General features: G+C 58.3%; 26 protein-coding genes. 1 reads left to right on the forward strand and 25 read right to left on the reverse strand.

Annotation, left to right across the window (positions count from 1 at the left end; translation table 11 throughout):
- Nucleotides 1-126 precede the first annotated feature (126 nt).
- The 19 genes from KF814_13465 to KF814_13555 all read right to left on the reverse strand — a co-directional run bounded on the left by KF814_13465 (nucleotide 127) and on the right by KF814_13555 (nucleotide 17,109).
- Nucleotides 127-1,026 (reverse strand): response regulator, encoded by a 900-nt coding sequence (locus tag KF814_13465; GenBank protein ID MBX3237153.1) that lies wholly within the window; start codon nucleotides 1,024-1,026, stop codon nucleotides 127-129.
- The gene (locus tag KF814_13470; protein MBX3237154.1) at nucleotides 1,023-1,382 is read right to left on the reverse strand and encodes an Hpt domain-containing protein; all 360 of its coding nucleotides are present in this window, start codon (nucleotides 1,380-1,382) and stop codon (nucleotides 1,023-1,025) included. Before KF814_13470 ends, KF814_13465 begins: the two co-directional genes overlap by 4 nt.
- A complete protein-coding gene (locus KF814_13475) occupies nucleotides 1,379-2,638 on the reverse strand; it encodes a SpoIIE family protein phosphatase (GenBank protein ID MBX3237155.1) in 1,260 nt (419 codons plus the stop codon). Before KF814_13475 ends, KF814_13470 begins: the two co-directional genes overlap by 4 nt.
- A gap of 15 nt (nucleotides 2,639-2,653) precedes the next feature.
- Nucleotides 2,654-3,004 (reverse strand): STAS domain-containing protein, encoded by a 351-nt coding sequence (locus KF814_13480; protein ID MBX3237156.1) that lies wholly within the window; start codon nucleotides 3,002-3,004, stop codon nucleotides 2,654-2,656.
- 38 nt (nucleotides 3,005-3,042) lie between these two features.
- Nucleotides 3,043-3,381, reverse strand: coding sequence for an STAS domain-containing protein (locus tag KF814_13485; protein MBX3237157.1), 339 nt, complete (start codon nucleotides 3,379-3,381; stop codon nucleotides 3,043-3,045).
- 29 nt (nucleotides 3,382-3,410) lie between these two features.
- On the reverse strand, nucleotides 3,411-4,457 hold the full coding sequence (locus tag KF814_13490; protein MBX3237158.1) for a chemotaxis response regulator protein-glutamate methylesterase: 1,047 nt from the start codon (nucleotides 4,455-4,457) through the stop codon (nucleotides 3,411-3,413).
- 80 nt (nucleotides 4,458-4,537) lie between these two features.
- Nucleotides 4,538-5,155, reverse strand: a complete 618-nt coding sequence (gene cheD / locus KF814_13495; GenBank protein ID MBX3237159.1) for a chemoreceptor glutamine deamidase CheD — start codon at nucleotides 5,153-5,155, stop codon at nucleotides 4,538-4,540.
- Between the two features lie 5 nt (nucleotides 5,156-5,160).
- A complete protein-coding gene (locus KF814_13500) occupies nucleotides 5,161-5,979 on the reverse strand; it encodes a protein-glutamate O-methyltransferase (GenBank protein ID MBX3237160.1) in 819 nt (272 codons plus the stop codon).
- Nucleotides 5,980-5,988: 9 nt separating this feature from the next.
- Nucleotides 5,989-6,444, reverse strand: coding sequence for a DUF420 domain-containing protein (locus KF814_13505; protein MBX3237161.1), 456 nt, complete (start codon nucleotides 6,442-6,444; stop codon nucleotides 5,989-5,991).
- Between the two features lie 196 nt (nucleotides 6,445-6,640).
- Entirely contained in the window at nucleotides 6,641-8,926 is a 2,286-nt protein-coding gene (locus tag KF814_13510; GenBank protein ID MBX3237162.1) for a PAS domain-containing protein, read from the reverse strand.
- 58 nt (nucleotides 8,927-8,984) lie between these two features.
- On the reverse strand, nucleotides 8,985-9,497 hold the full coding sequence (locus KF814_13515; GenBank protein ID MBX3237163.1) for a purine-binding chemotaxis protein CheW: 513 nt from the start codon (nucleotides 9,495-9,497) through the stop codon (nucleotides 8,985-8,987).
- 185 nt (nucleotides 9,498-9,682) lie between these two features.
- Entirely contained in the window at nucleotides 9,683-10,030 is a 348-nt protein-coding gene (locus tag KF814_13520; GenBank protein ID MBX3237164.1) for a 4Fe-4S dicluster domain-containing protein, read from the reverse strand.
- Nucleotides 10,031-10,107: 77 nt separating this feature from the next.
- Nucleotides 10,108-11,316 carry a bifunctional 3,4-dihydroxy-2-butanone-4-phosphate synthase/GTP cyclohydrolase II gene (locus KF814_13525; protein ID MBX3237165.1) on the reverse strand — a complete coding sequence of 403 codons (1,209 nt, stop codon included), beginning with the start codon at nucleotides 11,314-11,316 and terminating at the stop codon, nucleotides 10,108-10,110.
- Between the two features lie 36 nt (nucleotides 11,317-11,352).
- Nucleotides 11,353-13,503, reverse strand: coding sequence for a chemotaxis protein CheA (locus tag KF814_13530; GenBank protein MBX3237166.1), 2,151 nt, complete (start codon nucleotides 13,501-13,503; stop codon nucleotides 11,353-11,355).
- 3 nt (nucleotides 13,504-13,506) lie between these two features.
- Nucleotides 13,507-13,875 (reverse strand): response regulator, encoded by a 369-nt coding sequence (locus KF814_13535; GenBank protein ID MBX3237167.1) that lies wholly within the window; start codon nucleotides 13,873-13,875, stop codon nucleotides 13,507-13,509.
- Between the two features lie 30 nt (nucleotides 13,876-13,905).
- Complete coding sequence (locus KF814_13540; protein MBX3237168.1) at nucleotides 13,906-15,078, reverse strand: hypothetical protein; 1,173 nt, start codon at nucleotides 15,076-15,078, stop codon at nucleotides 13,906-13,908.
- Nucleotides 15,035-15,295, reverse strand: coding sequence for an STAS domain-containing protein (locus KF814_13545; GenBank protein ID MBX3237169.1), 261 nt, complete (start codon nucleotides 15,293-15,295; stop codon nucleotides 15,035-15,037). The genes KF814_13540 and KF814_13545 overlap by 44 nt, the downstream gene beginning before the upstream one ends.
- Nucleotides 15,296-15,385: 90 nt before the next feature.
- On the reverse strand, nucleotides 15,386-16,264 hold the full coding sequence (locus KF814_13550) for an OmpA family protein (protein MBX3237170.1): 879 nt from the start codon (nucleotides 16,262-16,264) through the stop codon (nucleotides 15,386-15,388).
- A 74-nt stretch (nucleotides 16,265-16,338) separates the two neighbouring features.
- Nucleotides 16,339-17,109: a flagellar motor protein gene (locus tag KF814_13555; GenBank protein MBX3237171.1), complete on the reverse strand. Its 771-nt coding sequence runs from the start codon at nucleotides 17,107-17,109 to the stop codon at nucleotides 16,339-16,341.
- A gap of 145 nt (nucleotides 17,110-17,254) precedes the next feature.
- Here KF814_13555 and KF814_13560 point away from each other — a divergent pair, with 145 nt between their 5' ends.
- A complete protein-coding gene (locus KF814_13560) occupies nucleotides 17,255-17,509 on the forward strand; it encodes a hypothetical protein (protein MBX3237172.1) in 255 nt (84 codons plus the stop codon).
- On the opposite strand, the gene KF814_13565 is transcribed toward KF814_13560, so the two are convergent.
- From KF814_13565 to KF814_13590, 6 genes are all read right to left on the reverse strand, one after another.
- Nucleotides 17,506-18,024: a chemotaxis protein CheW gene (locus tag KF814_13565; GenBank protein MBX3237173.1), complete on the reverse strand. Its 519-nt coding sequence runs from the start codon at nucleotides 18,022-18,024 to the stop codon at nucleotides 17,506-17,508. The genes KF814_13560 and KF814_13565 overlap by 4 nt on opposite strands.
- A gap of 30 nt (nucleotides 18,025-18,054) precedes the next feature.
- Nucleotides 18,055-19,740: a DUF3365 domain-containing protein gene (locus tag KF814_13570; protein ID MBX3237174.1), complete on the reverse strand. Its 1,686-nt coding sequence runs from the start codon at nucleotides 19,738-19,740 to the stop codon at nucleotides 18,055-18,057.
- A gap of 47 nt (nucleotides 19,741-19,787) precedes the next feature.
- Nucleotides 19,788-20,885, reverse strand: coding sequence for a chemotaxis response regulator protein-glutamate methylesterase (locus KF814_13575; protein MBX3237175.1), 1,098 nt, complete (start codon nucleotides 20,883-20,885; stop codon nucleotides 19,788-19,790).
- Between the two features lie 19 nt (nucleotides 20,886-20,904).
- Nucleotides 20,905-21,855 (reverse strand): methyl-accepting chemotaxis protein, encoded by a 951-nt coding sequence (locus KF814_13580; GenBank protein ID MBX3237176.1) that lies wholly within the window; start codon nucleotides 21,853-21,855, stop codon nucleotides 20,905-20,907.
- A 777-nt stretch (nucleotides 21,856-22,632) separates the two neighbouring features.
- Entirely contained in the window at nucleotides 22,633-23,607 is a 975-nt protein-coding gene (locus KF814_13585; protein MBX3237177.1) for a chemotaxis protein CheV, read from the reverse strand.
- Between the two features lie 91 nt (nucleotides 23,608-23,698).
- Complete coding sequence (locus KF814_13590; GenBank protein MBX3237178.1) at nucleotides 23,699-25,594, reverse strand: chemotaxis protein CheA; 1,896 nt, start codon at nucleotides 25,592-25,594, stop codon at nucleotides 23,699-23,701.
- Nucleotides 25,595-25,661 lie beyond the last annotated feature (67 nt).

Genomic DNA, 25,661 nt, shown 5'->3' on the forward strand with positions numbered 1-25,661 from the left:
CTTTCCTCCTGTGAGACGACGGACGTCAGGAGCGCGAAGGATAGCCCTGCCCTGATGGCAGCGTCAAGTTGCGCGGCACCGCATGCCGGGAGGACCGGACGCGGGAAAGGACGACTGCCGGGGAGTTCAGGGAAGAGGGACGGAGAACGTGACTTCGTTTCCGCGGTCGTTGTACGTTACGTCTGGGAAAAAGGCCCTCGCCAAGAAGACACCACGGCCGTTTGCGTCCCGGCTGTCGCAGGGTTCGTCCGCACGCGTCACAAAGCTCTTCCAACGAAATCCCTTGCCCTCATCGGTCACGGTATAGCGTAGGACCCTGGCCGTCTTGTCGTAACAGGCCCGGATGATCACCCGGCGCTTGGCAAATCGTGGATCCTGGCGTCGCTGCTGTATCAGCGCCTCATAGTTGTCATTGGCCAGCGCTTCATGCTTCTCCTGATAGAAAATCTCAAGGCTGCCGTGCTCGACGGCATTGACGATCAACTCGATCAACGTCGCACGCAGATGCAGCCGCATGGTTTCAGGAAACATCATGGCAGTGCCCTGAATCAGCCACGTGACGCAGGTCTCGACGTAGCCAGGATCCGTCCCGATGACGATGCGATACTCGAGCTGTTCGATGCCGGGCGCATCTTCCACCGTGCGGGGGATGGCATGCAGCGCCCGATCCAACGCAAGCCCCAATTCCTCGGAAACAACCGGCTTATGGAGATAGTCGACCGCTCCAGCCCGAAGGGCTTCAACGATCGTGACCTCGTTCCCCTCCTCCGCGGTGAGAATCAGTGCCGTATGCGGATACCGCGTCCGCACCTGGCGAATCAGGCCCAACCCGCCCATGTCCGGCAAGAACAAATCCGTCAGCACCACGTCGGGCACCGTCATGTCCAACATCGTCAACGCCACGTGTGGATCCGGAGCCGTGATGACTGACAATCCTCGAACCTTCGCCTGCTCGAGGGCAAAGGCCTGCAACTCGGGACAGGGATCGACCACCAGCAGCGTCTTCGCAGCGCCCGGCTGACTCATGACGGAAATCCTTTCTCCATAATGCATCTCAATTCCTCGGTCAGACGGCCGATCTCCGCTTCGACCCGCTCACAAAGGGCAATCACCTGATCCTGTTTTCCTCCGCGGGCGGCTTCTTCCAAACTCTTGGCCGCCGCAACGGTCTGATGGGCGCAGAACTCCATGGCCGAGCCTTTCAACCTGTGTGCCTGCTTGGCCAAAGCAACGAGATCTTGTGCCTGCAACGCCGTACGGATGGCGGCCGTATCTTCCATCGCCCGCCCGATGAACATTTCGGCGAGGGTGAGGAACAGCTCTTGATCCCCGTCAATGCGCTCAAGCGCCGCGGTTAGATCTATTGCAGATCCTGTACTCATGGTGTTTCGTCCGTTGCAAGGTCAGGGCCCTCGTCGAAGTGAATCCCCACCAACGCCACATCATCCGGGAACGTTTCTCCCTCCAGCCACTGCCGGGCATGCACGATGGTTTCCCGAACGCAGCTTTCGATCGAGGTCGTGCGCTTCGTCTCCAATGTGCTTTGCAGGCGTTGCCGTCCCCACAGTTCTCCGGAAGCGGCCGGAGCTTCGTAGATTCCGTCGCTGAACAAGTACAAGCGATCGTCCTTATGCAGCTGCGAGAAGACGCTGTGGAACTCCGCCTCAGGATCAAATCCAAGGGGCAGACTGGAAGAGGTCAACCAGCGTGACACCTCGGCCGACTGTTGCAAGGCGCCGCCGTGCCCCGCAGCGGCATAGAGCAACGACCGAGACGGCAGGTGAATTCTCCCGACCCACAGCGTGAAATATTCGCCCTCGTTCGTGAGGGGAAACCGGCGATTTGCCTCGGTAATGATCGCTCCTGGGTCGAAGGTTCCGACGACTTTGGCCAGGTTCTCCTCTCGAAGGAAACTCATCAACGCGATGGCGCGCAAGGCCGCCGCCACGCCATGCCCCGAGGCGTCCAAGATGTACAGACCGACTGTATCCGGAGCCCAACGGCTCACCTGAAACAGGTCTCCCCCCAAGGCCAACGACGGCTGATAGGCCCATGCCATGGTCAGGCCTGGAGCCGGATTTCCCGGGGCAGGAAGCTGCGTGCGAACGAACTCAGCCGCCGATTGCAGCTCGTATTCCAGTTCCTCCTGCTTGGCGGACAGCAATTGGTTGGATCGATCAAGGTCATCGCGGGTTCGTTCGATCTCCCGAACCAACGCACTCGCACGAAGGTTCGCCTGCACCCTGGCAAGAACTTCCTGCTTACTGGCCGCTTTGCTCAGGAAATCGTCGGCGCCGCGAGAAAGGCCCTCGGCAATTTGGTCGGGACGGTCGTGGGCGGTCATCAACACGACCTGCATGGACTTTAACGACGGATCGTCGCGGATGGCCTCACAGACGGACGGACCGTCCAGCCCCGGCATCATCCAATCGAGAATGACCAGATCCGGACGGTGCTTGCGGATCGCCTCCAGTCCGGCGTTCCCATTGGCGGCTTCGATGACGGTATAGCCCAACCGCTTGAGTCGGCCGGCCATGCTCACTCGCGTGATGTCGTCGTCATCGACGAGCAGAATCAGCGGCGCCGGCGTCGGGCTCGGCTCGGGTTTGGAAAACGGTTGTTCAGCTGGCAATCCCACACTTGCACCTTCGACTCAACACGCGAGCGGTAGTCCTCGTCCGGTCACCGCATCTTGCTCGCTGTCATACACCGCCAGAAGCCGATGGACATTGGCCAGGGCGATGATCTCTCGAACGTAGCTTTGCGGTTTGAGAAGGCTCACGACGCCCTGATGCAATTTGAAGCTCTGAGAGGTCAGTGCCAGCATCCCAAGGGCGGAACTGTCGAGAAACCGGACATTTTCCATATTCAGAATGAGATTCCGACATCCTCCCTGGCGCGCTCGCTCGACCGCCGTTTTGAACGATGTCCGGTTGGCATAGGTCAGTTCACCCACCAGATCGAGGATGACAGCCGATCCCACACGACGCTCAGTCACCTGCATGGACGACTCCTTTCATCCCGGGTTCGCATCGGTCCACGTTACGCGCTCTTCCTCATCAACGGCGCCACGTCCGACTCAATGACCGGAATGGTCTTGTGCAGGTTTGCCAGCTCGATGATCTGCTTCACCGTGGGTTGCGGTTTATACATCGAGAGCTTGCGTTTCTCCGCGACCAATTGCCGATGCGTCACCATCAACAATCCCAAGGCGGCGCTATCGAGAAATGAGACCTGCGAGAGGTCGATGATGATATGCTGCGCATTCTTTCCGCAGGCATTCTTGACCGCATCCTGAAACGGCTTGCGCTGCGTATATGTGAAGTTGCCTTCCAACTTCAGCGTCATGGATTGGCCCTGTGCTTCCTCAGTGATCTTCATTGTGTTGCCTCCTCAAGTTAGACACACCTTCACATCCGACTGACATGGTTGAGAACCGCCGCCGGGATATCCTGCAAGGGCAGGATCTTTTCCGCAGCACCCAGCTTAATGGCTTCCTTCGGCATACCGAACACGATGCACGATGCTTCATCCTGCGCGATCGTGAACGCACCGGCTTGCTTCATCTCCAACAGGCACCGAGCTCCGTCACCTCCCATGCCGGTCAGAATGACCCCGACGCTGTTGGCGCCGGCGTATTCCGCGACCGAACGGAACATGACATCCACAGACGGCCGATGACGATTGACCGGTGGATCCTGGTTAAGTCGAACGGAATACCGAGCGCCGCTCCGCACCAGCGTCATATGGTAATTCCCAGGTGCGATCAGGGCATGGCCCGGGAGCACGCTGTCGCCGTCCTCGGCCTCCTTGACCTTGATGCGACAGAGGCTGTTGAGGCGGTCGGCGAAGGTCTTGGTAAAGCGCTCCGGCATATGCTGCGTGACCAGGATCGGCGGAGTGTTGGGCGGAAAGACTTCCAGAACGTCTTTCAACGCCTCCGTTCCCCCGGTTGATGCACCGATCGCGATAATCGTATCGGTCGTTTTGATCATGGCTGAAGTGAGCGGAGACGGTCGGCGCGGTGCCGTTCCTTCCGGCCCCCTGGGCTTCACGCAAGCTTGGGCCGCCGCCTTAATCTTCTCAATGAGGTTGCTGGCAACCTCTTCCATGCCCGCTCGCAGGTCAATCTTCGGTTTAGTGATGAAATCGACCGCACCAAGCTCAAGCGCCCGAAGGGTCGTCTGACACCCTTCCTCGGTCAGCGAACTGACCATCACGACCGGCATCGGGCGACCGCGCATGAGCTTCTCCAGGAATGTGAGCCCGTCCATCTTCGGCATTTCAACATCCAACGTCAGCACATCGGGATTGAGCGCCTTGATTTTTTCTCGGGCGATGAAGGGGTCCGGCGCACTGCCGATCACCTCGATGTCCGGATCCTTCGACAACAGCTCCGCCAACACTTGCCTCATCAGCGCCGAATCGTCGACTGTCAGCACGCGTATTTTCGCCATGACACCCCTCAAACCTTCCGATGCGTCACAGGCCGTTCACCGTTCGGCGATTCGTCTCGGCCCTTCGCCTCTTTGCAGGCTCAGAACAGCGTGACATCACTTTGCTGTGCCTTCTTTTCCTCTTCGATCCGATGCTGGTACTCAGTCTCTCGATCAAAGATGGTCTTGTTCTTGATGCGTTCGATCTTTTTCATCAGCACCCGACCGGAATCGGTGAAGTAGTACACCTTCCGCGGGTACACATCGCCCAGATCGCTGCTCTTGATGGCAAATCCTTCGTCCTTCAGGTAATGGAGCACCCACTCGGTGTTCCTGGCCCCGACGTCGATGTTCCCCTCGTAGATTCTTCCTGCACCGAACAACTTCACCTCGAGGCGATTCCGATGCCCGCCACGCTTGAGAATTTCATTGATCAATTGTTCCATGGCAAACGAGCCGTAGCGGGTGGATTCCCCACCCCACGAATCGCCGGATTGGTGCACTCTTGGCGCCGGCAGCATGAAATGATTCATGCCCCCGATTCCCGCGATGGGATCGCGGATACAAGCCGAAATGCAGGAGCCCAGGACGGTATATACGACCATCGGTTCCTGACTCACGAAGAACTCCCCGGGCAAAATGGAAGCGATTTCATACGGAAATCTCGAGTCTCTCATTCGTCGAATATGGGAGAACGACACGGTATCGATAGCGCCCATGAACCTCAGCCTTCCTTCACATAGATGGTCGGAGCGACCGTTTTGAACGAATGCGACACCCACTGGAGGCTTTCGGAATGGCCGATGAACAAATGCCCCCCGGGCTTGAGAAGACGATAAAACTTATTGACCAAACACTCCTGAGTCGGGCGATCGAAATAAATCATCACGTTGCGGCAGAAGACGACATCGAGCGCAGACTTGATGGGAAACCGATCGTCCATCAAATTGATCCGCTTGAACTTGATGATGCGCGAAATGTGGGGCTTCACTTTCACCAGTCCGGCCGAATCGCCCCGGCCACGTAAAAAATGGCGTTTGACGACATCCTCGGACACATCGGTCAGCCGGTCGTCCTCATAGACTCCCGCTGCGGCCTTGGCCAGTACGCGGGTAGACAGGTCCGAAGCCAGGACCCTGAAATCCCACTGTTCAGGGTGGGCCACCGACTCGAAGAGCGTCATCGCGATGGTATAGGGCTCCTCACCGGTGGAGCAGGCTGAAGACCAAATTCGAATCCGCTTGTCCTTCTCCAGCGTAGGCAGAATGTGTTCCCGTAAAAAGTCAAAATGCTTGGGCTCTCGAAAAAAGTCCGTCTTGTTCGTCGAAATCAAATCCAACATCCGAGTGAATTCGTCCCTGGTCGAATCACTCATGACAAAATCGTAGTACTTGTCGAACGAGTCGAGCTGTAGGTCGCGCAAACGCTTAGTCAGGCGGGACACCACCAGAGACTGCTTGCTCGCTCCCAGTGAGATGCCGCTTTCGGAATAAACGAGCTTGCAAATCTTTTCGTATTCAACCGGCGTAATGGAATATTCCACGAGTCCCCCCTAGAACCAGACAAAGAGCATGAGGTACACAAGGTACGCAGTGATCATGGTGCCGCTAAAGCTCCACACCAGGGCCTTGCCCATCCGTCGATGGGTCGTCATGCCTGCAACCATGGCCCCTACGCTGCCGTACCGCAGTCTATGCAACCCCATATACAAGTTGTACCCGCCCAGGACGATGGTCGTGACAGCAAGCACCATGTGAGTCACGAAGACCGGGACATACCAAGCCCAGTATTCGCTCTCGCTTCCGCGGAAGCTCTCGCGGCCGAACAGGGCCTGTTTGAGCACATAGGCCACAAGCCACAACCCGACGATGGTGCAGCCCACAATCATGCGATGAGAATGATGGGTGACATCGTGCGTTTTCGCGGAACGCACGCCGGCAAGGACGACGAGGTACGCGATCGTCAGGCTGGAGAGCACTGCGTACCACAGCATCGATTTGAGGTCCATGGTTTCCTCCCCGTCTCGCAGTGGCCAATCGCAACGGATTGCCGCCCGCTACTGAGAACAGAGCATCCCACAGCTGTATCGGTTGGCACGGGGAAAATCTTAAGAGGATCAGCCCACGTTGGGGTGTGCGGAATGGCGTAGTTGAAACAAGGGAGGAGCGGATGGCCCATCGGGTCCACCCACCCCTCCAGGAATGCTAGAACTCCTCGAAGTCGTCTTCCTTGCGCCGGCGATCGTGGCCGTTTCCGGAAGCGACCTCGGCGGACACCTTCCCGGACGACGGCTTGGCCGAAAGGACCGGCTTCTTCGCACCCGGCTTAGCCCCGCCCGGCGCGGCGTCCGGCTTTGAGACCGCCTTGGGCGCCGCAGCCCGCGTAGCGACAGCATCGGTGTCGCCGCCCGATTGATGGACCGCGACCTTGAAAATTTCCACCTGCCGCATAAGCTCCTTGGCTTGGTCCTTCATCGACTGGCTGGCCGACGTGGTCTCCTCCACCAAGGCCGCGTTTTGCTGAGTCGTCTCGTCCATCTGCATGATGGCTTTGTTCACCTGGTCGATTCCCTGAGCCTGCTCTTGGGAAGCGGCGGAGATCTCGGCGATGATGTCGGTCACGCGCTTGACGGAGCTGACGATCTCCTCCAGGGTCTTCCCGGACTGGTTGACCAGTTCGCTACCGTCGGTCACGCGCTGGATCGACTCGTTGATCAAGCCTTTGATCTCCTTGGCTGCGGTCGCGGACCGCTGCGCGAGGTTCCGAACCTCGGATGCAACCACCGCAAAGCCGCGGCCATGCTCGCCGGCCCGCGCGGCTTCGACCGCCGCATTCAGTGCCAAGAGATTGGTCTGGAAGGCGATCTCGTCGATCACCGTGATGATGTCGGCGATCTTCTTGCTGCTCTTGTTGATTTCGCCCATCGCCTCGACGGCCTTTTTGGTGACCGAGCCGCCTCTATCGGCGATATCGCGCGCCGCGATCGCCAACTGGTTCGCCTGTTTGGCGTTGTCGGCGTTCTGTTTGACCGTGGAAGTCATCTCTTCCATCGAGGCCGAGGTTTCTTCCAGCGCGCTCGCCTGTTCGGACGTCCGCTGCGACAAATCTTCATTTCCCCTCGTAATCTGCTCGGAGCCGGAGGTCACTGACTCCACCGCATCGCGCACCGTCACCATGGTGTTCGACAGGTTCGTCAAAGCTGAGTTGACGCTCGCCTTGATCTTCTCAAGTTCTCCTTCGTACGTGCCGTTCATCGATTGAGTCAGGTCGCCGTGTGCCAGTGCCTCGAGCGATTGCTGTGCTTCCGCCATACAGAGCTCGAGCTGAGCCTGCGCGCGTTTCTGGGCCGTGATGTCGATGGCAAATTTCACGACCTTGAACGGCCTGCCCATCTCGTCCTTGATCGGGTTGTAAGATGCCTGAATCCAAACCTCCTTCCCTCCTTTACCGATCCAACGGTAGACACCGGCATCAAACTCTCCTCGATTCAGCTTCTGCCAAAAGGCGGCATACTCCGGGGAACTCGTGTAGGTGGCATCACAGAACATCCGGTGATGTTGGCCTTTGATCTCGTCGAGGCTATACCCCATGGTTTTAAAGAAATTTTCGTTCGCCGCCATAATCGTGCCGTCGAGCTTGAACTCAATGGAGGCATAGGATTTATTGATCGCATCCATGATGCCTTGCATGTTCTGGCGTTGAATTTCTTGCTCGGTGATGTCATACCGCACCCCCAGATACTTGCGCGGCTTTCCCGTCTTCTTGTCGACGAATGGAGCAATCACCGCATCCACGTAATACGGTGTCCCGTCCTTCGCTCGGTTTTTGACGACGCCCCGAAAAATTTGCCCACGGCCGATGGTCGCCCACATCTGCTTGAAGACCTCTTTGGGCATATCAGGATGCCGAGTCGTGTTATGGCCATGACCGATCAATTCCTCCTTTGGATATTTCGAGACCTGGAGGAATTTGTCATTGACCGTCATGATATCGCCCTTAAGGTTAGCCTCTGAGACGATACTGGTCGTATTCATAATGTCCATACGGACCTTCAGCTCTTCACGCATATGCAGAATTTCCGTTTCCCTCTCGGTCACGTCGGCCGCAAATTTCACGACCTTATACGGCTTGCCGCTGGCGTCTTTGAGGGGATAGTACGTAGCCTGAATCCAGATGTCCTTGCCCCCCTTCCCGACCCGTTGATAGGTCCCGGCATCATATTCGCCTTGATTCAACTTGGCCCAGAAAGCCTGGTACTCCGGGCTGGTGGCATAGGCCGGGTCGCAGAACATGCGGTGGTGTTGTCCCTTGATCTCATCGAGGCTGTAGCCGAGCGTCTTCAAGAATTTGTCGTTGGCTGTGATGACTGTCCCGTCCATATTGAACTCGATGATGGCTTGTGCTCGGTCAAGTGCGTCTATCTTCAGCGCTAGTTCATTCACACTACTGCTCTTCTGTGGTCCGATCTTCGTTTTTTTTGCGGTTGCCATCGTGGTTCTCCTCCGAATATTGAGTGAAATGATATCTGTATGATGAGTCGCTCGAGCTCTATGCGGCAGCAGGGGACGACGCCCGAAGATCTCCCTCCGACAGCAACCGATTCATGTCCAGGAGAGCGATCAGCTTGTCGCCGGACTTCCCGATCCCATTCAAGAAACTCACATCGACGCTGGCCCCGAACTGAGGGGAAGGTTGTATGTCTTTCTTGTCGATGTTCAGCACGTCCGAGACCGCATCGACAACGAGGCCTATGATCTTGTCACGCACCACGACGACAATAATAACCGTAAAGGCCGTATAATCGATCGTGGGCATGCCGAATTTGGTGCGGAGCTCGATGATCGGGACGATCGTGCCGCGAAGATTCAACACTCCCTTGATATGGGACGGCGTGTTGGGAATTTTCGTGACGGTGGTATAGCCTTTGATCTCCTGGACGCGGAGAATATCCAGTCCATAGAGTTCATCTCCCAAATTGAAGGTCAAGAACTGGTTTCCGTCCGTGGTGAGCCCGATCTGCTGATTCAATTCCTTGGTTCCGGTTTCGAGTGCTCCCGCCATAAGTCCTCCTTCATCGCGCCTGCCCCTGTTGCACAACGTACCTTGCCTCAATACCGATTGCCGGAACTCAATGCGGCCAGCCGAACATCACGATGGATTCGGCTCTATGGGATCGACACCCACAATACTGCGTGGCTACGCTTCTCAATCCACAGATCCAACCGAGCGCCCCTCCTCGTCACCAGCTAGTTCCTGGCCCCCTTCCACACCATGTCGCGCAGAATCTCTTTATGGGGATGGAGACGACGCGCCCGATCCAATAGCACTTCCTCGGATTCCGGGAACATCGGATCCGGCACGCAACAGTCACCGATCGGGCAAGCTGAAGCACACTGAGGTTCGGCAAAATGGCCGACACATTCCGTACAGCGGTCATAAGAAATCACATACGTGGTGCCGTCGGATCCTTGCCCCCCACTGACATGGTAGCCGTTGGATTCGGCATCGTTGCGCTTCTCAAAAATCGCCTGATTGGGACAAGCCGGTAGACAGGCGTCACAGGAGATGCAATTGTTATTGATCAGTAACGCCATAAAAGTGCCTCCTGGATCGGGCATTCGATCGGCAAGACCATCATCGTGCCCCTAGACAAGCCCTCGCGCCGTCCGACTCATACGGCCAATAACATGTGTCCCAGCTTGTCTTTCTTGGCTCGCAAATACTTCCGATTGTTCCGACCAGGTCGAATTTCGAGCGGAATTCGTTCGACGACCTTCAATCCATACCCTTCGATCCCGACGATTTTGCGAGGATTATTCGTCATCAACCTGATGGATCGGAGGCCGAGGTCGGCAAGAATCTGAGCGCCGACACCGTAATCCCGTAGATCGGCCGGAATGCCCAACTTCAAATTGGCTTCGACCGTGTCGCAGCCCTCGTCTTGAAGTCCGTACGCCCTGATCTTGTTCAGCAGGCCGATCCCGCGTCCCTCCTGATCCAGATACAGCAAGACACCTTTGCCTTCCTGCTGGATCAATTCCAGCGCGCGGTGCAACTGATCACCGCAGTCACAACGCAGCGAACCGAACACATCGGCGGTCAGACAGCCAGAGTGGACACGGACCAATGTAGGGCTGTTCACATCGAGTGGGCCCTTCACAAGCGCCAGATGCGTGCTGCCGTCGATCGTATTCTGATAAGCGACCGCCTCGAACGCACCGAACTTGGTCGGCAACCGCGTGCTGGCCACCCGGTTGACGAACGATTCGCGTCTCATACGGTATTCGATGAGTGCCTTGATGGTGGTCATCTTCAGCTTGTGCTTGGCGGCGAACCGCTGAAGCTCGGGAACTCTGGCCATCGTGCCGTCCTCATTCATGATCTCGCAGATGACACCTGCCGGATACAAACCGGCCAAGCGAGCCAGATCGACCGAACCCTCAGTCTGTCCGGCGCGCTTTAACACCCCTCCTTCTTTGGCCTTGAGCGGAAAAACATGCCCCGGCCGTGCCAGGTCGGCGGGCTGACTCTTGGGATCGATGGCGACCCGGATGGTTTGAGCTCTGTCGGCGGCGGAGATCCCCGTTGTAATCCCGTGCTTCGCGTCGATGGATACCGTGAAGGCCGTTCCGAACGCGGTCGTGTTGTCTGCCGCTTGCTGCGGCAGATGCAGTTGTTCCACCCGCTCGGGAGTCAATGCGAGACATATCAACCCACGGGCATGTTGGGCCATGAAATTGACGGCGGTCGCGGTGGCAAATTGAGCGGCAACGACGAGGTCTCCTTCGTTTTCCCGATCCTCGTCGTCCACCAAGATGACGCACTGTCCCCGCTTGATGTCACCGATCACTTCCTCAATTCGGTCAAACGGAGAGACCATATCGGCTCCTCGCATTCTAGTCGTGGGCGGAGGCGCTCACGCCGCCGCAGCCGCGCCGCGGCGCGCGATATCCAGGACGCCGCGGACGTCGAGAATAAATCCCACCGTGCCGTTGCCCAAGATGGTGGCGCCCGCGACTCCTTCCACTTTCCTGAAATTCTGCTCCATGCTCTTGATGACGACCTGCTGCTGGCCGAGGATCTCATCGACCATGACGGCCACTCGGTCCCCTTCCGTTTCCAGGATGATCAAAATGGCCTTGCAAGGGTCGCTGATTTCCGGTTGCAATCCGAACACTTCATACAGCCGCGAGATCGGGAGGTAGACGTCTCGTACGTTGACCAATTCCCCCTTCCCGACCACTTTCTTCACCATGCTCGGTTTCGGCTGTATCGATTCGAGAATCGACAACAGCGGAACGATGTAGGTATCCCGCCCGACGCGAACCGTCATGCCCTCGATGATGGCGAGGGTCAGCGGCAACTTGAGCGTGAAGGTTGTGCCCTTTCCGGTCTGAGTTTTGATACTCACGGTCCCGCCGAGGCCTTCGATGTTGCGCTTGACGACATCCATGCCGACGCCGCGCCCTGAAACGTCGGTGACCTTGTCGGCGGTGGAGAAGCCTGGGCGGAAAATCAAGCCCCAGATCTGATCGTCGGAGAGCTTCTCGGTCTCGCCGACCAATCCCTGCTTGACCGCCTTCGCCAGGATCTTCTCCCGGTTCAAGCCCCGCCCGTCGTCTTCCACGGTGATGCAAATATTGCCGCCTTCATGAAAGGCGTTCAGCCGGATGGTGCCCTGCTCCGACTTTCCTGCCGCCAGCCGTTCCTCCGGTGGTTCGAGGCCGTGGTCGGCAGAATTCCTGACTAGATGGGTCAGCGGATCGCCGATCGATTCAATGACGGTCTTGTCCAATTCCGTCTCTTCGCCGGAGAGCACCAGTTGTATCTTCTTGCCCGCCTTACCGGCGAGATCGCGCACCAGCCGTGGGAAGCGGCTGAAAGCCGTCCCGATAGGCAACATCCGAATGCCCATCACCCGTTCCTGGATCTCACGCGTATTGCGCTCCAATTCGGCCATCCGCTCCAAGAGCAGCGGCAGCTGCTTCATTTCGAACCGCGCCCCGAGATCGCTCAGCATGGATTGGGTGATGACGAGTTCACCGACCAGGTTGATCAGCTTATCAATCTTGCTGGTATCGACTCGTATCGACGTCGTATCGGTCTTCTTCGCGGGGCCGGCGCCCTCGGCTTGCTTCCTCAGCGCATCCGAAATCTGCTCAGGAGTTGCGGCTTTCTGCTCGACTAAGATCTCGCCGACGCGCTTCTGCTGAGCCAAAGCCTGATCCAGGGCCTCACGCGAGACCACGCCGGTCTCCACCAGAATTTCGCCCAACGGCTTCTGACCATCCGGTGACGGTCGGTCGGCCGGTACCGCCGATCGGACAGGCTCGTCCTTCACCACCGCGTCGAGTGCCTCGATCGTGAGTTGGCTGTCATCCCGGACGAAGTCGAAGATTCCTTCGATGACCTTCCGGTCTTTTGCCGTCTCAATCTCAATGGTCCAGGTGAGATAGCATTCTTCTGCGTCGAAATGCGTCAGATCCGGCAGCCGAGTGGAATCGACCGTCACAGTCGCAAGCCGCCCCAGGTCGCCTGCCTCCTTGATGAACTGCAGGGGATCAAGGCCGCGTTGGAAGAGGTATGAGGGCGGGGTCCACGAGATTCGATACCGTGTCGTTCCGGAAGGATCCGCGGAACGATGAGTCGGTGATACCGTCGACGGGGGCGCTCCCTGTTGTATGCCTTGGCTCGATTCGAGCAATCCGCCCAATTCAACGATCGTCGGCTGATCCGGTTCCTGGCCGGTCCTGGCGCACTCGATCAAGTTTTTCAGGCAGTCAAGCGATCGCAGTAAGAGATCGGTCAACTCGACGGTCACCACCATCTGTCCGCTCCGGAGTTGATCCAGGACGGATTCCATCTTATGGGTAAATTGCGACACCGCGGTGAACCCGAACATGCCGCTGTTGCCTTTGATGGAATGGGCGCCGCGGAAGATCCGGTTCAACAGATCGAGGTCGCCGGGCCGCTGCTCCAACTGCAGCAACCCCTCTTCGATGGTGGTCAGGTGCTCCTGAGACTCTTCGAAGAATGCGTCTTTGAAATGAGAGAGATCAGTACTCATGGCTCAACCCGGCAATACCTTTTTCACGACCGCCATCATTTGTTCCGGGTTGAACGGCTTCACGATCCATCCGGTCGCGCCGGCCGCTTGGCCGGCCTTTTTCTTGTCGTCGGCCGCCTCGGTAGTCAGCATCAAGATAGGTGTGAACTTGAAGGAGGCATTCTTTCTCAACTCCTTGATCAAGCTGATCCCGTCCATTTCCGGCATATTCAGATCGGTCACGACGAGATCCAGCTTACTGCCGCCGGCCTTCGTCAGGGCCTCCTTGCCGTTGCCGGCTTCGATGACCTGGTAGCCCGCGCTCGTCAACGTAAACGAGACCATCTGACGCATGGTTGGGGAATCGTCGACTACGAGGACTGTCTTCGGCATGGTGCGCTCCTTGGTTCTGGTACCGAACGACTAAAACAACGTGACGCTCATCTCTTCAGGCTGCGAGGCCGAGGCCGCGGGGGCACGTCCCTTCATCGACGAATGCATGATGGCTCGCTCTTCCTGCATGGTGTAACTTTTTTCCAAGCGTTCCATGATTCCCATGAGCTGCGTAAGCTGGTCGTCGGACACGCCGCCGGACAACGCTTCCATAAGCGTCCGCATCTCGGTCAGCGGTTCGATCACATGCTCCAGTTTTTGACGTGTAATGTCCTGAAATTGGAGCGCCATGATGACTCTGGATACGTCGGCAGAGAGTTCCTCGGCATGCCCCTTTGATTTCATCACCGCGTCTCTCAATGAGTCGTTCTTCTCCGCTAGCTTGTGGGTCATCTGATCGAGATGCTTCTTGGTGGACAAGGTTTTCGTCAAATCGACCGACCCCAGTGCCTGGACCGTCGTCAACGCCTCTACGGTGCTGCGTTGCACTTCATGAACCAGGGCATTGATGCTGCTTGCCGCCTGACCTGAACGGTTCGCGAGCTTGGTGACTTCGTCCGCCACGACGGCGAACCCTCGGCCATGCTCTCCGGCCCGTGCCGCCTCGATGGCGGCATTGAGCGCCAACAGCCTCGTCTGGTCCGCAATAAATTCAATTTCACCCACCATATTCGTGATGGCCTTGGAACTCCGATCGACTTCATCCATCACGGTGGCGATTTGAAGCGCCATCTCCGACGATTTCATGACATCGCTCACAAACCCGGACAACATCGTCTCGGTCGTTTTGAGCACGTTCTCAAGGCTCAGATCGTCGTTGAGAAACAGGTTCGATGATTCCTGCGCCTGCTCGCTGGCTCGCTGCGCCATTGCCCGAAAGCGATTTCCGAGGTCGGTGGCAGCCTGTTCTGTCTGATGGATGATGGAGGTCATCTGCGCGTTCAGGATGGGGATGAGGGGTATGCCGCAATGCCCCAATCGTTCCCATCTCCTGGCGCGTCCCGTCTGCTCATCCAGCTCGCGACGGTATCGCGCGTCGAGATCGGCGACCTGGCGGCGATGTATTCGTTTACAATTCCACGTGGCCAAGGCCGCACCGAGCACGAGCATTGCCACCGCAAGGACGATTTCCAATCCCATCGTGTTCAGGCTCTCGAGGTTATCTATTGCCGGCCGACGGACACAGAGCTTTGGTGAACCCATAGCTCGCCACTCGTTGACTGCATTCGTCGGACAGACCGCTTACGGCCACCCGCCCGGACAAGTGAGCCGCGATGAGGAGCTGTACGGCGGACGCATCCAGCTTCGTCACCCGGGACAGATCGAGAGTTACCGGCGCCTCCTCGGCCACAGCGGTTTTCAACGCGTCACACAGCGACCCTACTTCGAAGATGGTCAACTCACCGGTCGGTTTCAGCATAGGGAACTCACCAGAAGCAGTCGCAGCGTAAGTAGTATCCGAACATCTCTATCGGTTCGTGCCTTCATTTTCTTAAGCCTCTTAAGAATCCTAGTGTTGTCCGGAGGGAGGACTACCTACGAGTGGGGCTTCCGGCCCAGGCGCAGTCTGAACGAGATTGCCGCTCCGTGCCGCAGGAATTCCGACGGTCGGCAATGTCACTCCCGGGACAATCTCTCGATCTTTCGTGCCCTTCGGCGACTCGTCCACCGGAGGACGCTCCAATACCACGATCTCAACTCGGCGATTCTTGCTGCGCCCTTCGGGGGTATCATTCGGAACCAGCGGACGGGAATCGGCAAAGCCGGTCGCCGACAGGTGCCTCGGGGGGACGCTATTCAATTCGGACAGAATCCGTACGACCATGACCGCACGGGCGGCTGACAGCTCCCAGTTGGAGGGAAATTGGGCCGTCCTGATCGGGACGTTGTCCGTGTGCCCCAGCACGCGGACGTGCCGATCCATCTCCACAAGGATTTCCGAGAGCGACTGGAGAAACGGAAGCGCTTCCGATTTGACCCGAGCCTCCCCGCTGTTGAACAGCACGCTCTCGGGAAGATTGATCACGATTGTCCCGTTCCCGGTCTCCATGATACTGACGTCCTGCAACTCGGGCTTGAGATCGGCCTGTAACCTTTTCATGATCTGGCGGATGCGCCTGATCACGGGCTCGTTGGCGCTGGCCAACTCCGGATTGATGAGGCGGGGCTTACTGTCGCCGATCGTGAACGGCATCCGGGAAGCCGGCGCGCTCGTGATCGGGTTGAGAGCGGCCTTGATCGAATCGCTGACCGTGCGATATTTCCCCTCGTTCACGGAGGAGACGGAGTACATGACGACGAAAAAGGCGAACAGAAGGGTGATGAAGTCCGCGTAGGAGACGAGCCAGCGTTCGTGGTTTTCGTGTTCTTCGTGTTTCTTCTTTGCCATCTGCAGACCGTGGCTCGTGTTGGGAGCGTGAAGCGTCGGCGGCCGGCCGCGAACAGCGCCTCACGAACTACGACTTATTTCTTTTCTTCTTTGCTGCGTTCACTGACCGGGAGGAAACTTTCCAACTTTTCCTGCAACAGCCTCGGGTTCTCGCCTTGGGCCAGCCCGACCAGCCCCATGATCACCATCGTCCGCATCCCGGCTTCTTCCTTCAGTTTCAGCTTGATCTTATTGGCCACCGGCAGAAAGAACAGGTTCGCGGCCCCGACGCCGTACACTGTCGCGACAAATGCGACCGCGATACCGCCGCCCAACTTCGAAGGGTCGGCCAGATTCTCCATGACGTGAATCAAACCCAACACTGCGCCGAGAATACCGACGGTGGGTGCGTACCCTCCGGCGGCCTCCCATACCTTTGCCGCGATCACGCCCTCTTCTTCATGATGCTCGACATCGATCTCCAGGATTTCCTGCACAACCTTCGGATCTGTTCCGTCGACGATCAGCTGCACACCTTTCTGAAAAAACGGATCGTGCAGTTCCTTGATCTTCCCCTCTAAGGCCAGGAGTCCCTGTTTCCGGGAAACGTTCGCCAGATCCAAAATCTGGGTGATGGTGCCTTTGACATCGTGAGCAGGGCTGGAAATAGCCAGCGACAGGGATCCAATCGCTTTGATCACAACGGGCAGCGGGTTCTGAACGCAGCACGCACCGATGGTGCCCCCCATCACGATGATGAACGCGGTGAGCTGCATGATCGAACCGGCATGACCGCCTTCCAGGGCCTGCCCGCCCAAGATCGATCCGATCGCGATGACGATCCCCAGTATGGTTGCGATATCCACGGTGTGCCTACCTCATCTTCATGCCGACGGCGCTGCGGAGCCCCTTCGAAAGTACTGACGAGCAAGCGGAGGATGGGCTTGCGCCCGTCAGAATCAGTTTGCTACCGTCCACCTCCATGAACACTGCGTCTCTGGAGGTGAACTCGTGGGTCCAGCCGATAGTCTGATGCTCGACGCGAAGCAGGCCATCCTTGATGAACAGCATCGTAAGTTTCAGGCCCTGCAGCAGGAGGGGCGCTGGCCGGAAGCCATGCAGCAATTCCACGTGACGCTGACCTGTGCGTCCGACGTCCTGACGGAATCCTTGCAGCTCCTCCAGCGCGTCATCGATGCCCGGGCGAAACGCCAGCAGACACCACCCGCCTCACCGGACACCCCGCACAGCGAACCGACCGCCTAGACCGCCGCTTCGCGGTTCAAGAGCAGTCGGTTCAAGTCCACAAGAATCAACAAGCGGTCTTCGATCCGGCCCACCCCCTGGGTGAATTCCGCCCCGGCCATGGTGCCGACGTTGGGCGGCGGTTCGATCGAATTCTTCGGAATCCGCAGAACCTCCTCCACGGAATCCACCACCAACCCCACCAGCCGGCCCTGAACCGACACCACGACGATCCGGGTTTGTGAGGTCTGGTTCACCGAGGCCAAGCCGAACAGCTTACGGAGATCCAAGACCGGGATGATGCGTCCGCGAAGGTTGATGACTCCCTCCACGTAGCCGGGCGTCTTGGGCACCCGGGTCACCTCCACGATCCGGTTGATTTCCTGCACGCTCAGGACGTCGACTGCGAATTCCTCAGCCCCGATGCGGCAGATCACGAATTGCAGTAGATCGTCCCCCCCGCCCTCCGTCAGGCGGTACGGGACAGTGCCCGTACCGTCCGACGCGGCGGTCTTGTTATGCTCCGCCACACTCATAATGCACTCCTTCCCATTGGATTCGATGCATCAGACCTTGAATCCGCCGACGATCCCTTGCAGCTCGACCGCCAACTGACTGAGGTCTTGACTGGCCTTGGCCGATTCGTGGGCACCGGAGGACGAATCCTTGGTGACCTTGGCCACATTCTCGATGTCGCTGGCGATCTGCTGCGTCGCCACGGACTGTTCTTCGGATGCCACGGCGATCTGCCTGATCATGTCCGCGCTCTCGGACACCATCTGCACGATCTTGGTCAGCGCTTCGCCTGTCTTATTGACCAGGTCCACGCCCGCCGTGACCTTTTGGGTCCCTTGCTGCATGGAGTCCACCGCACCGCGCGTATCATGCTGGATCTGGCGGATCATATCGCCGATTTCCTTCGTGGCCTTCGTGGTACGCTCGGCCAGCTTCCGGACTTCATCGGCCACGACCGCAAATCCACGCCCCTGCTCGCCGGCTCTGGCGGCTTCGATCGCCGCGTTCAGGGCCAGCAAGTTGGTCTGATCGGCGATGTCTTCGATCGTGCGGACGATCTCACCGATCTGATCGGACGACCGACCCAGCTCGGCGATGATGGTCGCGCTGTTCGACACCGCTTCGGACAGGTGTTGCATGCCCGAGATCGTGCTCGACACCACCGCGCCGCCTTCCTGGGCGGTTTTTACCGTATCCTGCGCCAGGCTGGCGGCCTTGCCGGAGTTCTGAGCCACCTGCCCGACGGTGGCATTCATCTCTTCCACCGCTGCGGCCGTCTGTGATGCGCGAGACGTCAAGTTTTCCGTGCCTTTGCTGATCTCTTCCGCCGTGGCGGAGAGCTCAACAGAGGCAGACGCAACCTTGTCCGTAACATGCGCGACTTTCTTGATCATCTTCTGGAGCTTTTCGATGAACTCATTGAAGTACCCACCCAGACGGGCGATCTCGTCATCCCCTTCCACCGGCACGCGTTTGGTCAAGTCCCCCTCGCCCTTCGCGATATCTTTGGAGATCTCCGTCATCTTGGCCAACGGTTGCAGCACGATGCTGCGCAGCATGTACCACATCACCACCAGCACCAGAACGACCATGCCGACCATCAACCCACCGGTCTGCCATATGGACTTATTGGACAGCGCGATCGCCTGAGCCATCGGCACCGACACGATCAACATACCCAAGGTGTCGCCCACCTGATTCGAAGTATGGCAAGTAATGCAGGCTCCGGATGATGCCTTGTCGACCAGCGCTCGGCGGAACATCTGTACGCCGTTCACCTCATCGCGGCGCGCATAGCTCTCGGCGCCGGTCATGATCGCCCGCATGGCTTCGTTTTCGAAGTTATCCTTCGGGGTATTGGCCGGGTTAATCGGATTCTGGCTCACCAGCCTGGCCGTGTAGAGGCCCGTGTTGCTGGCCTCTTCGCCCATTTCCCTCACGGCAGTGGCAGGAACGGGAATCGCATCGGGATTCCCGGCGTGGTCCTTCAGAACTTGAATGTCCGAACCGGCCTTGGACTTCTTGATCTTGCCGGCATAGTTTGCCGCGATATAGGCACGGCCGATCATGATCTGCTGGGAGAGCAATTTGATTCTCCCCTCCAGCATCGTATCCATCTTGCTCTCTTCCTGTTCAAACAGCACAAACAGGCCGACCAGCATGACGACCAACGCGCTCACGCCGATCGACAGGATGAACTTCGGCCCAATAGTCATATTCTTCATCAACGTACCCATAAGGCCTCCTCGCTCCTCCGTTGTTGACGGGTTACCAGCGCTCCCTGCTACACCATGTTCATGATCTCGCCGATCACCTTGTTCAATGCCACGACCTTCTCCGCACACCCCGCTTCGGCCACCGCCTTCGGCATTCCATACACCACCGAGGACGCTTCGTCCTGGGCGACCGTTCTTCCCCTGGCCGCCTTAATGGCCTTCATGCCCTCCAATCCGTCATGCCCCATACCGGTCAGAATCACACCGATGCTCCGTTCGCCATACAGGGCCGCCACCGACTGCAACATGATGTCGGCCGAAGGAGCGTGCGGATGGTTTTCCACATTGGAGGACAACTTCACCACGTTGGAGGTGATGGACTTCCTCACCACCCGAAACTGCCACCCGCCCGGCGCCACCAACACCCGTCCCGGCTTGATCTCATCACCGTCCACCGCTTCCCGCACCTCGAGGGAACAAATTGTGTTGAGTCGATCGGCAAAGGGTTTCGTGAAGCTCTTCGGCATGTGTTGGACGATCACGATTCCTGCGGGAAAATCGGCCGGGATCGTCGGCATGATCTCGAACAGGGCCTGAGGCCCTCCGGTGGAACAGCCGATCGCCACCAGCTTAAAGCCGCGGGTCACGCTGACCGCATGGCTGCTGATCGCCTTGGCCGGGACGGCCACCGGCTTCGCCGCCCCGACGGCCGGGATCCGCTTGAGCCGCGGCCCCGCAGACTTGGCCGCCAACACCTTCGACACGAGTTCCTTCTGAATCTCGGCGATTTTCGAGGCCACGCCGTCGAGCTGTTTGGGGACAAAATCCACCGCTCCATATTCGAGTGCCTGCAGGGTTTCCTGGGCCCCTTCGGTGGTCAAAGAACTGACCATCAGCACGGGGGTCGGACGCTCGGACATAATCCGCTTCAGGGCCTCCAAACCGGTCATGCCCGGCATTTCCACATCCATCGTCACAACGTCCGGCTTCAGTTGATGGACCTGCTGCACCGCTTCTTCACCGTTGCGCGCCACCCCGACGACCTGAATCCTCTTTCCGTCATCCAACATGCCCGACAGGCTCTTGCGCATGAATGCGGAATCATCCACAACGAGAACTCGAACCGCCTCACCATTCGCCTTCGTTTGTATGACCGTGTCCCGCATGACAGCGCTCACTCCCAAACTAGGCCAACTTGAACCCACCGACGACCGTCTGCAGGTCAGTGGACATTCGCGCCAAACTGTCCGTCGCTTCCCAGATCTGGCTAAGTCCTCTCTCGTTTCGCTTCGCGAGGCCCTCGACATTGTGAGCGATCTTCTGAGCAGCGCTAGACTGTTCATCAATCGATCCGACAATCTGCTGGATCATGTCCGTTACAGCTTTGACTGAAGCTACAATGAGACTCAGTCGCTGGCCGGCAGCTTGAGCCAGTTCTGTGCCGCTATGTGTCTCGCCGGTAGCTCTCTTCATGGCTGTCACGGCTTGCCCCGTATCGTCTTGTATGGTGCGGATCGTATCGGAGATCTCTCTCGTTGCCTTCGTGGTTCGTTCGGCAAGCTTCCGAACTTCATCGGCCACCACGGCGAATCCGCGTCCCTGCTCGCCGGCCCTGGCAGCTTCGATGGTGGCGTTGAGTGCTAGAAGATTCGTCTGATCGGCGATATCCTCGATGATCCGGACAATCTGTCCGATTTGTTCGGACCGCTCACCCAATTGATGGATGTGTTCGGCGGACATGCGAATAGTATCCCCGAGTTGCGACATGCTGGCGACGGAATGCGTAACGATGTCGTTGCCCTGCATGGCGGCGGTGACGGCGGACTGCGCTTGCGTGGCGATTCCTTGAGCACTCCGTGACACATGGGCGGCAGTCGCGGACATTTGCTCGGCCTCTGCCGAGGCATGCACCGCCTGTTCGGATTGCTGCTTGCTCTCCCTCGCCAACTGTTCCGCGTTCGTGGATAGTTGTTCGCTTGCAGCGGCCAGCGATATCGTGGCAGCCGACACGGCGGTGAGGCTATTCTGCAGTTTAGTCGCGACTTGGTTGAATGCAATGCATGCCTTGCTGACTTCATCCTCTCCGTTGACCGGCGCCCGTAGGGTCAAGTCCCAGCTGGACGCCAGCATGGACATCGTATTGGACAGCATGCCCAATGGCCTTACGATGGCGGCCACGATGATGAAGCCGACAGTAAAGACAAGGATCACTGCCCCGCAAGCAATGATCAAAAGAAACCGAACCCGGTCCTTTGCGGCCCTAACCGCTTCGCTTTCCACCTGTTTGGTCTTCGCCTCGATCATCATGGTCACTTCATCCACGTACTGACGATGCTTTCTCATGAGCGGCAGCAGCGTAGTCTCATGCATGGCTTTCGCTTTGTTCCCGTCGCCGGATAACACCAACACCATGAACTGGTGTTCGGCCATTTCCAGATACTCACGTCCACTCGGGATGACCCTATCAAGGACGAGCCCCCGGATCTGTCCCTCTGGGAGCCGGCCTTCCCACCAAGAGGCGCGATCCTCAAACTCACGCCGCACCTTTTGCAATTGCTTCAAGTGAGCTTTTTGCTCTTCCAATTTGGTTTCACTGAGCGCCTCCAGAACCGTCACGTTTCCGGATACGACAAACAACGGAGGAGGGAGAACATCGGCGGCAAGGTCTTTTCCTTCGACAATATGCCGATAGATGGGCCCGGTCACTTTAAGTTCTTCCAAAGTATTCAGTCCCACCAGAGCAAAGGCACCGAATCCCACGACGAAGAGCCCCATAAGAAGCATGAGCTTATATCGAACGGAAAGTTTGCCTAACCTTTTCATCGTAAATTCTCCATGCTTCCCCTCCATCATGGAACTAAGCGCGGTACAGAAACCCTCGCCGGTTTGCCGTCATGAGCGGCCGACTCGGTCCTAACACTCACTCGCCTCCACTACAGTCAAGTGATGCGTCAACTTGTCGCGCAGCATGCGCGCGTCGAACTTGGTGATATAGTCGGTTGCGCCGACCGTGCGCCCTTTTTCCATATTGCAGGTTCCTGTCAGGGATGAATGCAGGATGACGGGCAGATGCGCGAGCCGCGGATCGGCTCGGATGTTCTTGGTCAAGGTAAAGCCGTCGATTTCCGGCATCTCGATATCGCTGATGACCCCGTGGATCTGATCGACATGCTGCTTGCCTTCGGCGGTCGCGTGCTCGGCCATGGCTTGCAGTTTCTGCCAGGCCTCCCCGCCGGTCGTGGCAATGTGATACGCGATCCCCAATCGCTCCAAGGCCTTTCGCAACTGGGTGCGGGCAACCGACGAGTCATCGGCAAAAAGCAGGCATTTCCCCTTCAACTCAGGTGAACTCACCAGACCCGCAAATACTTCTTCATCGGACCTCGGGCAGATGTCATAGAGGACCTTTTCCACATCCAAAATCAGTACCATCCGGCCGTCTTCGAGCATCGTCACCGCGGTCACTGCGCCTTTGTTGTTTTCACGCACGATGGCGGGCGGAGTGCGGATCGCCGACCAGGAGAAGCGGATGATCCGGTCGACGCCGGCGACCAAGAACCCCTGAAGACTGTTGTTGTATTCCGTGATGATGAGATACGGCTGCGGCCGCTCCGGATCGTTCGAGTACAGATCGGATTCCGCGCCGAGCCCCAAACTGCGCTTCAACCCCACCACCGGCACCATCGTCCCGCGAATGTTGGCCATGCCCACGATTCGGCTGTCGGCCTCGGGGATCTGGGTCAGCGCCGGGAGCTTCATGACTTCACGAACCTTGAACACGTTGATGCCGTAGATCTCGTTGGTGCCGATCTTGAACAGCAACAACTCCATCTGATTCGCGCCGGCTAACCGTGTACGTGCATCAATTTCTTGAATGAGGTTCGACATGTTCTCCTCCCGCTGCCCGCTCGTCCTTCAGCTGCCTCAAGCCGTCATTCGCACGCGACCGAGGTCCCGCAGGTGACGTTGCGACGCTGTATCATGCGGCGAACGCCGCCGCGTGCCACGCTTGCGCGTTTTGGACCAATTCCGAGGTGTCCAGGATCAGGACCACTTTGCCTTCACCGGTGATCGTGGCCCCGGATACGCCTTTGACGGTTTCGAGGTAATCCCAGATGGACTTGATGACCACTTCTTCCTGCGATCGCAGTTCGTCGACGACGATCCCGACCCGCCGGTCGCCCAATGCGGCCACGACGACGTAGAACCGATCCCGATCGATCTCGTGCGGCACGTCGAATTCCTGCGCCAATCGAATCAGCGGGAGGACGCGGTCGCGGAGATGCAGGACTTCCCGACCGTTGATCGTCTTGATGTCCGACTTCGTGATTCGGACGGCTTCGATGACGGAGCTGAGCGGAATCGCAAAAATCGATCGTTGGACTTCCACCATCAGGGCTTGAATAATGGCGATCGTCAACGGCAGCTTGATGATGATCTGACTGCCCTTCCCTTGCTCCGACTCCAAATCCACCGTACCGTTGATCTTGCGGATGTTCGTCCTAACCACATCCATGCCGACACCGCGGCCCGAGACGTCCGTCACTTTTTCGGCGGTGCTGAATCCCGGCAGGAAGATCAGGTTGAGCACCTCGCGATGCTCCATCGTGGCCAACTCGGCTTCGCTCACCAGGCCCTTGGCCAGAGCCTTGGCCTTGACCTTGTCCACCGCGATGCCGCGTCCGTCGTCGCTGATGCGAATGACGATGCTGTTGCCTTCCTGGCTCGCCGCGATGACCAGGCTTCCCTCGCCTTGCTTCCCCTTCTGCTGGCGCTCGGCCGGCGTTTCAATGCCATGATCGATCGCATTGCGCACAATGTGTACGAGCGGATCGCCGATCTCATCGGCAACGGATTTGTCGAGTTCAGTTTCCTCGCCGCGCATTTCGAGGCGCACCTGTTTTCCGAGCTTCTGCGAGAGATCCCGCACCATTCGGGGCAGCTTGGCGAAGACCTTCTTGATGGGAAGCATCCGGGTCTTCATCACCGCCAACTGCAGGTCCGTCGTCACCAGATTCAGCTGGGCGAGGGTTTCACCCAGAGCCCGCACTTGGGGATCGGATTCATGGTTCTGTTCCAGTTGCGTTCCGATCTTGATCAACCGGTTTCGCCCGAGCACCAGCTCGCCGACCAGGTTCATGACGCTGTCCAAGCGCTTCGTTTCAACCCGGATCGTGGCATCCTCTTCGGCCGGTTTCCCGGGCTTCTCTTGTTTCTGAAGGGCGTGATCCAGGGCACGTTCTGTAATGGCTTTCGCCTGGAGTAAGATTTCGCCGAGCGGCGGCTTCGGATCCGGCTGGTGCTGTTGGGCGTTGAGGGCGTCCAACACCTGCTCCTTGCTGGCCAGCCCCTCGTTCACCAAAATTTCGCCCAAGGTAGGGGCGACATGCGCCGGCTCGGAGGGAGCGGGAGCGGCAGGTTCTGCCTGCGCGGCCGCCGCGGGCGTGGCGCTCGGGGGCGCCGCCGGCATCGCCGCTTCGCCGACCTTCCCGTTGATGATGTCGTCGAGCCTGGCTGCAATCTCGGCTGTGGCGACGTTGTTGTCCGTTCCGGTGTCCTTGATGTCCGCCATGAGGGCCTTGATGATGTCGACGGCTTCCAGAATGACGCTGATCACTGCCGGAACCACCGCCATTTCCCCCTGCCGGAGCTTGTTGAGAATGTTTTCGCCGCGATGCGCCACGTCCACCAGATGCGTGAACCCGAGGAATCCCGCGGAGCCCTTCATGCTGTGCATGGCCCGGAAGATTTCGTTCAGCAGATCCTTGTTGGTGGGATCGGACTCCAGGGCGACGAAGCGCTGGTCGAGCACCTCGAGCATCTCGTTGGATTCGGTCAGAAAGTCGTTCAGAATTTCCTGCATTTCATCGCTCATGGCTTCCTCCGCTGCAGCAGGGCGACCGCCGAAAGGGGATCCGCGATTCGCCTATCGACACTCGTAA

It is taken from the genome of Nitrospiraceae bacterium (genome assembly GCA_019637075.1).
Taxonomy (GTDB): Bacteria; Nitrospirota; Nitrospiria; order Nitrospirales; family Nitrospiraceae; genus JAHBWI01.

Bases quoted from the DNA above. Each gene is read 5' to 3' on its own strand.
- cheD (MBX3237159.1), bottom strand. From the start codon at position 5,155: ATGGGCGCTATCGATACCGTGTCGTTCTCCCATATTCGACGAATGAGA.
- KF814_13590 (MBX3237178.1), bottom strand. From the start codon at position 25,594: ATGAGCGATGAAATGCAGGAAATTCTGAACGACTTTCTGACCGAATCC.
- KF814_13480 (MBX3237156.1), bottom strand. From the start codon at position 3,004: ATGCAGGTGACTGAGCGTCGTGTGGGATCGGCTGTCATCCTCGATCTG.
- KF814_13580 (MBX3237176.1), bottom strand. From the start codon at position 21,855: ATGTCCATGCTGGCGTCCAGCTGGGACTTGACCCTACGGGCGCCGGTC.
- KF814_13540 (MBX3237168.1), bottom strand. From the start codon at position 15,078: ATGGGTTCACCAAAGCTCTGTGTCCGTCGGCCGGCAATAGATAACCTC.
- KF814_13470 (MBX3237154.1), bottom strand. From the start codon at position 1,382: ATGAGTACAGGATCTGCAATAGATCTAACCGCGGCGCTTGAGCGCATT.
- KF814_13570 (MBX3237174.1), bottom strand. From the start codon at position 19,740: ATGGGTACGTTGATGAAGAATATGACTATTGGGCCGAAGTTCATCCTG.
- KF814_13575 (MBX3237175.1), bottom strand. From the start codon at position 20,885: ATGCGGGACACGGTCATACAAACGAAGGCGAATGGTGAGGCGGTTCGA.
- KF814_13465 (MBX3237153.1), bottom strand. From the start codon at position 1,026: ATGAGTCAGCCGGGCGCTGCGAAGACGCTGCTGGTGGTCGATCCCTGT.
- KF814_13530 (MBX3237166.1), bottom strand. From the start codon at position 13,503: ATGAGTACTGATCTCTCTCATTTCAAAGACGCATTCTTCGAAGAGTCT.
- KF814_13520 (MBX3237164.1), bottom strand. From the start codon at position 10,030: ATGGCGTTACTGATCAATAACAATTGCATCTCCTGTGACGCCTGTCTA.
- KF814_13525 (MBX3237165.1), bottom strand. From the start codon at position 11,316: ATGGTCTCTCCGTTTGACCGAATTGAGGAAGTGATCGGTGACATCAAG.
- KF814_13545 (MBX3237169.1), bottom strand. From the start codon at position 15,295: ATGCTGAAACCGACCGGTGAGTTGACCATCTTCGAAGTAGGGTCGCTG.
- KF814_13550 (MBX3237170.1), bottom strand. From the start codon at position 16,264: ATGGCAAAGAAGAAACACGAAGAACACGAAAACCACGAACGCTGGCTC.
- KF814_13535 (MBX3237167.1), bottom strand. From the start codon at position 13,875: ATGCCGAAGACAGTCCTCGTAGTCGACGATTCCCCAACCATGCGTCAG.
- KF814_13565 (MBX3237173.1), bottom strand. From the start codon at position 18,024: ATGAGTGTGGCGGAGCATAACAAGACCGCCGCGTCGGACGGTACGGGC.
- KF814_13490 (MBX3237158.1), bottom strand. From the start codon at position 4,457: ATGGCGAAAATACGCGTGCTGACAGTCGACGATTCGGCGCTGATGAGG.
- KF814_13515 (MBX3237163.1), bottom strand. From the start codon at position 9,497: ATGGCGGGAGCACTCGAAACCGGAACCAAGGAATTGAATCAGCAGATC.
- KF814_13510 (MBX3237162.1), bottom strand. From the start codon at position 8,926: ATGGCAACCGCAAAAAAAACGAAGATCGGACCACAGAAGAGCAGTAGT.
- KF814_13505 (MBX3237161.1), bottom strand. From the start codon at position 6,444: ATGGACCTCAAATCGATGCTGTGGTACGCAGTGCTCTCCAGCCTGACG.
- KF814_13585 (MBX3237177.1), bottom strand. From the start codon at position 23,607: ATGTCGAACCTCATTCAAGAAATTGATGCACGTACACGGTTAGCCGGC.
- KF814_13485 (MBX3237157.1), bottom strand. From the start codon at position 3,381: ATGAAGATCACTGAGGAAGCACAGGGCCAATCCATGACGCTGAAGTTG.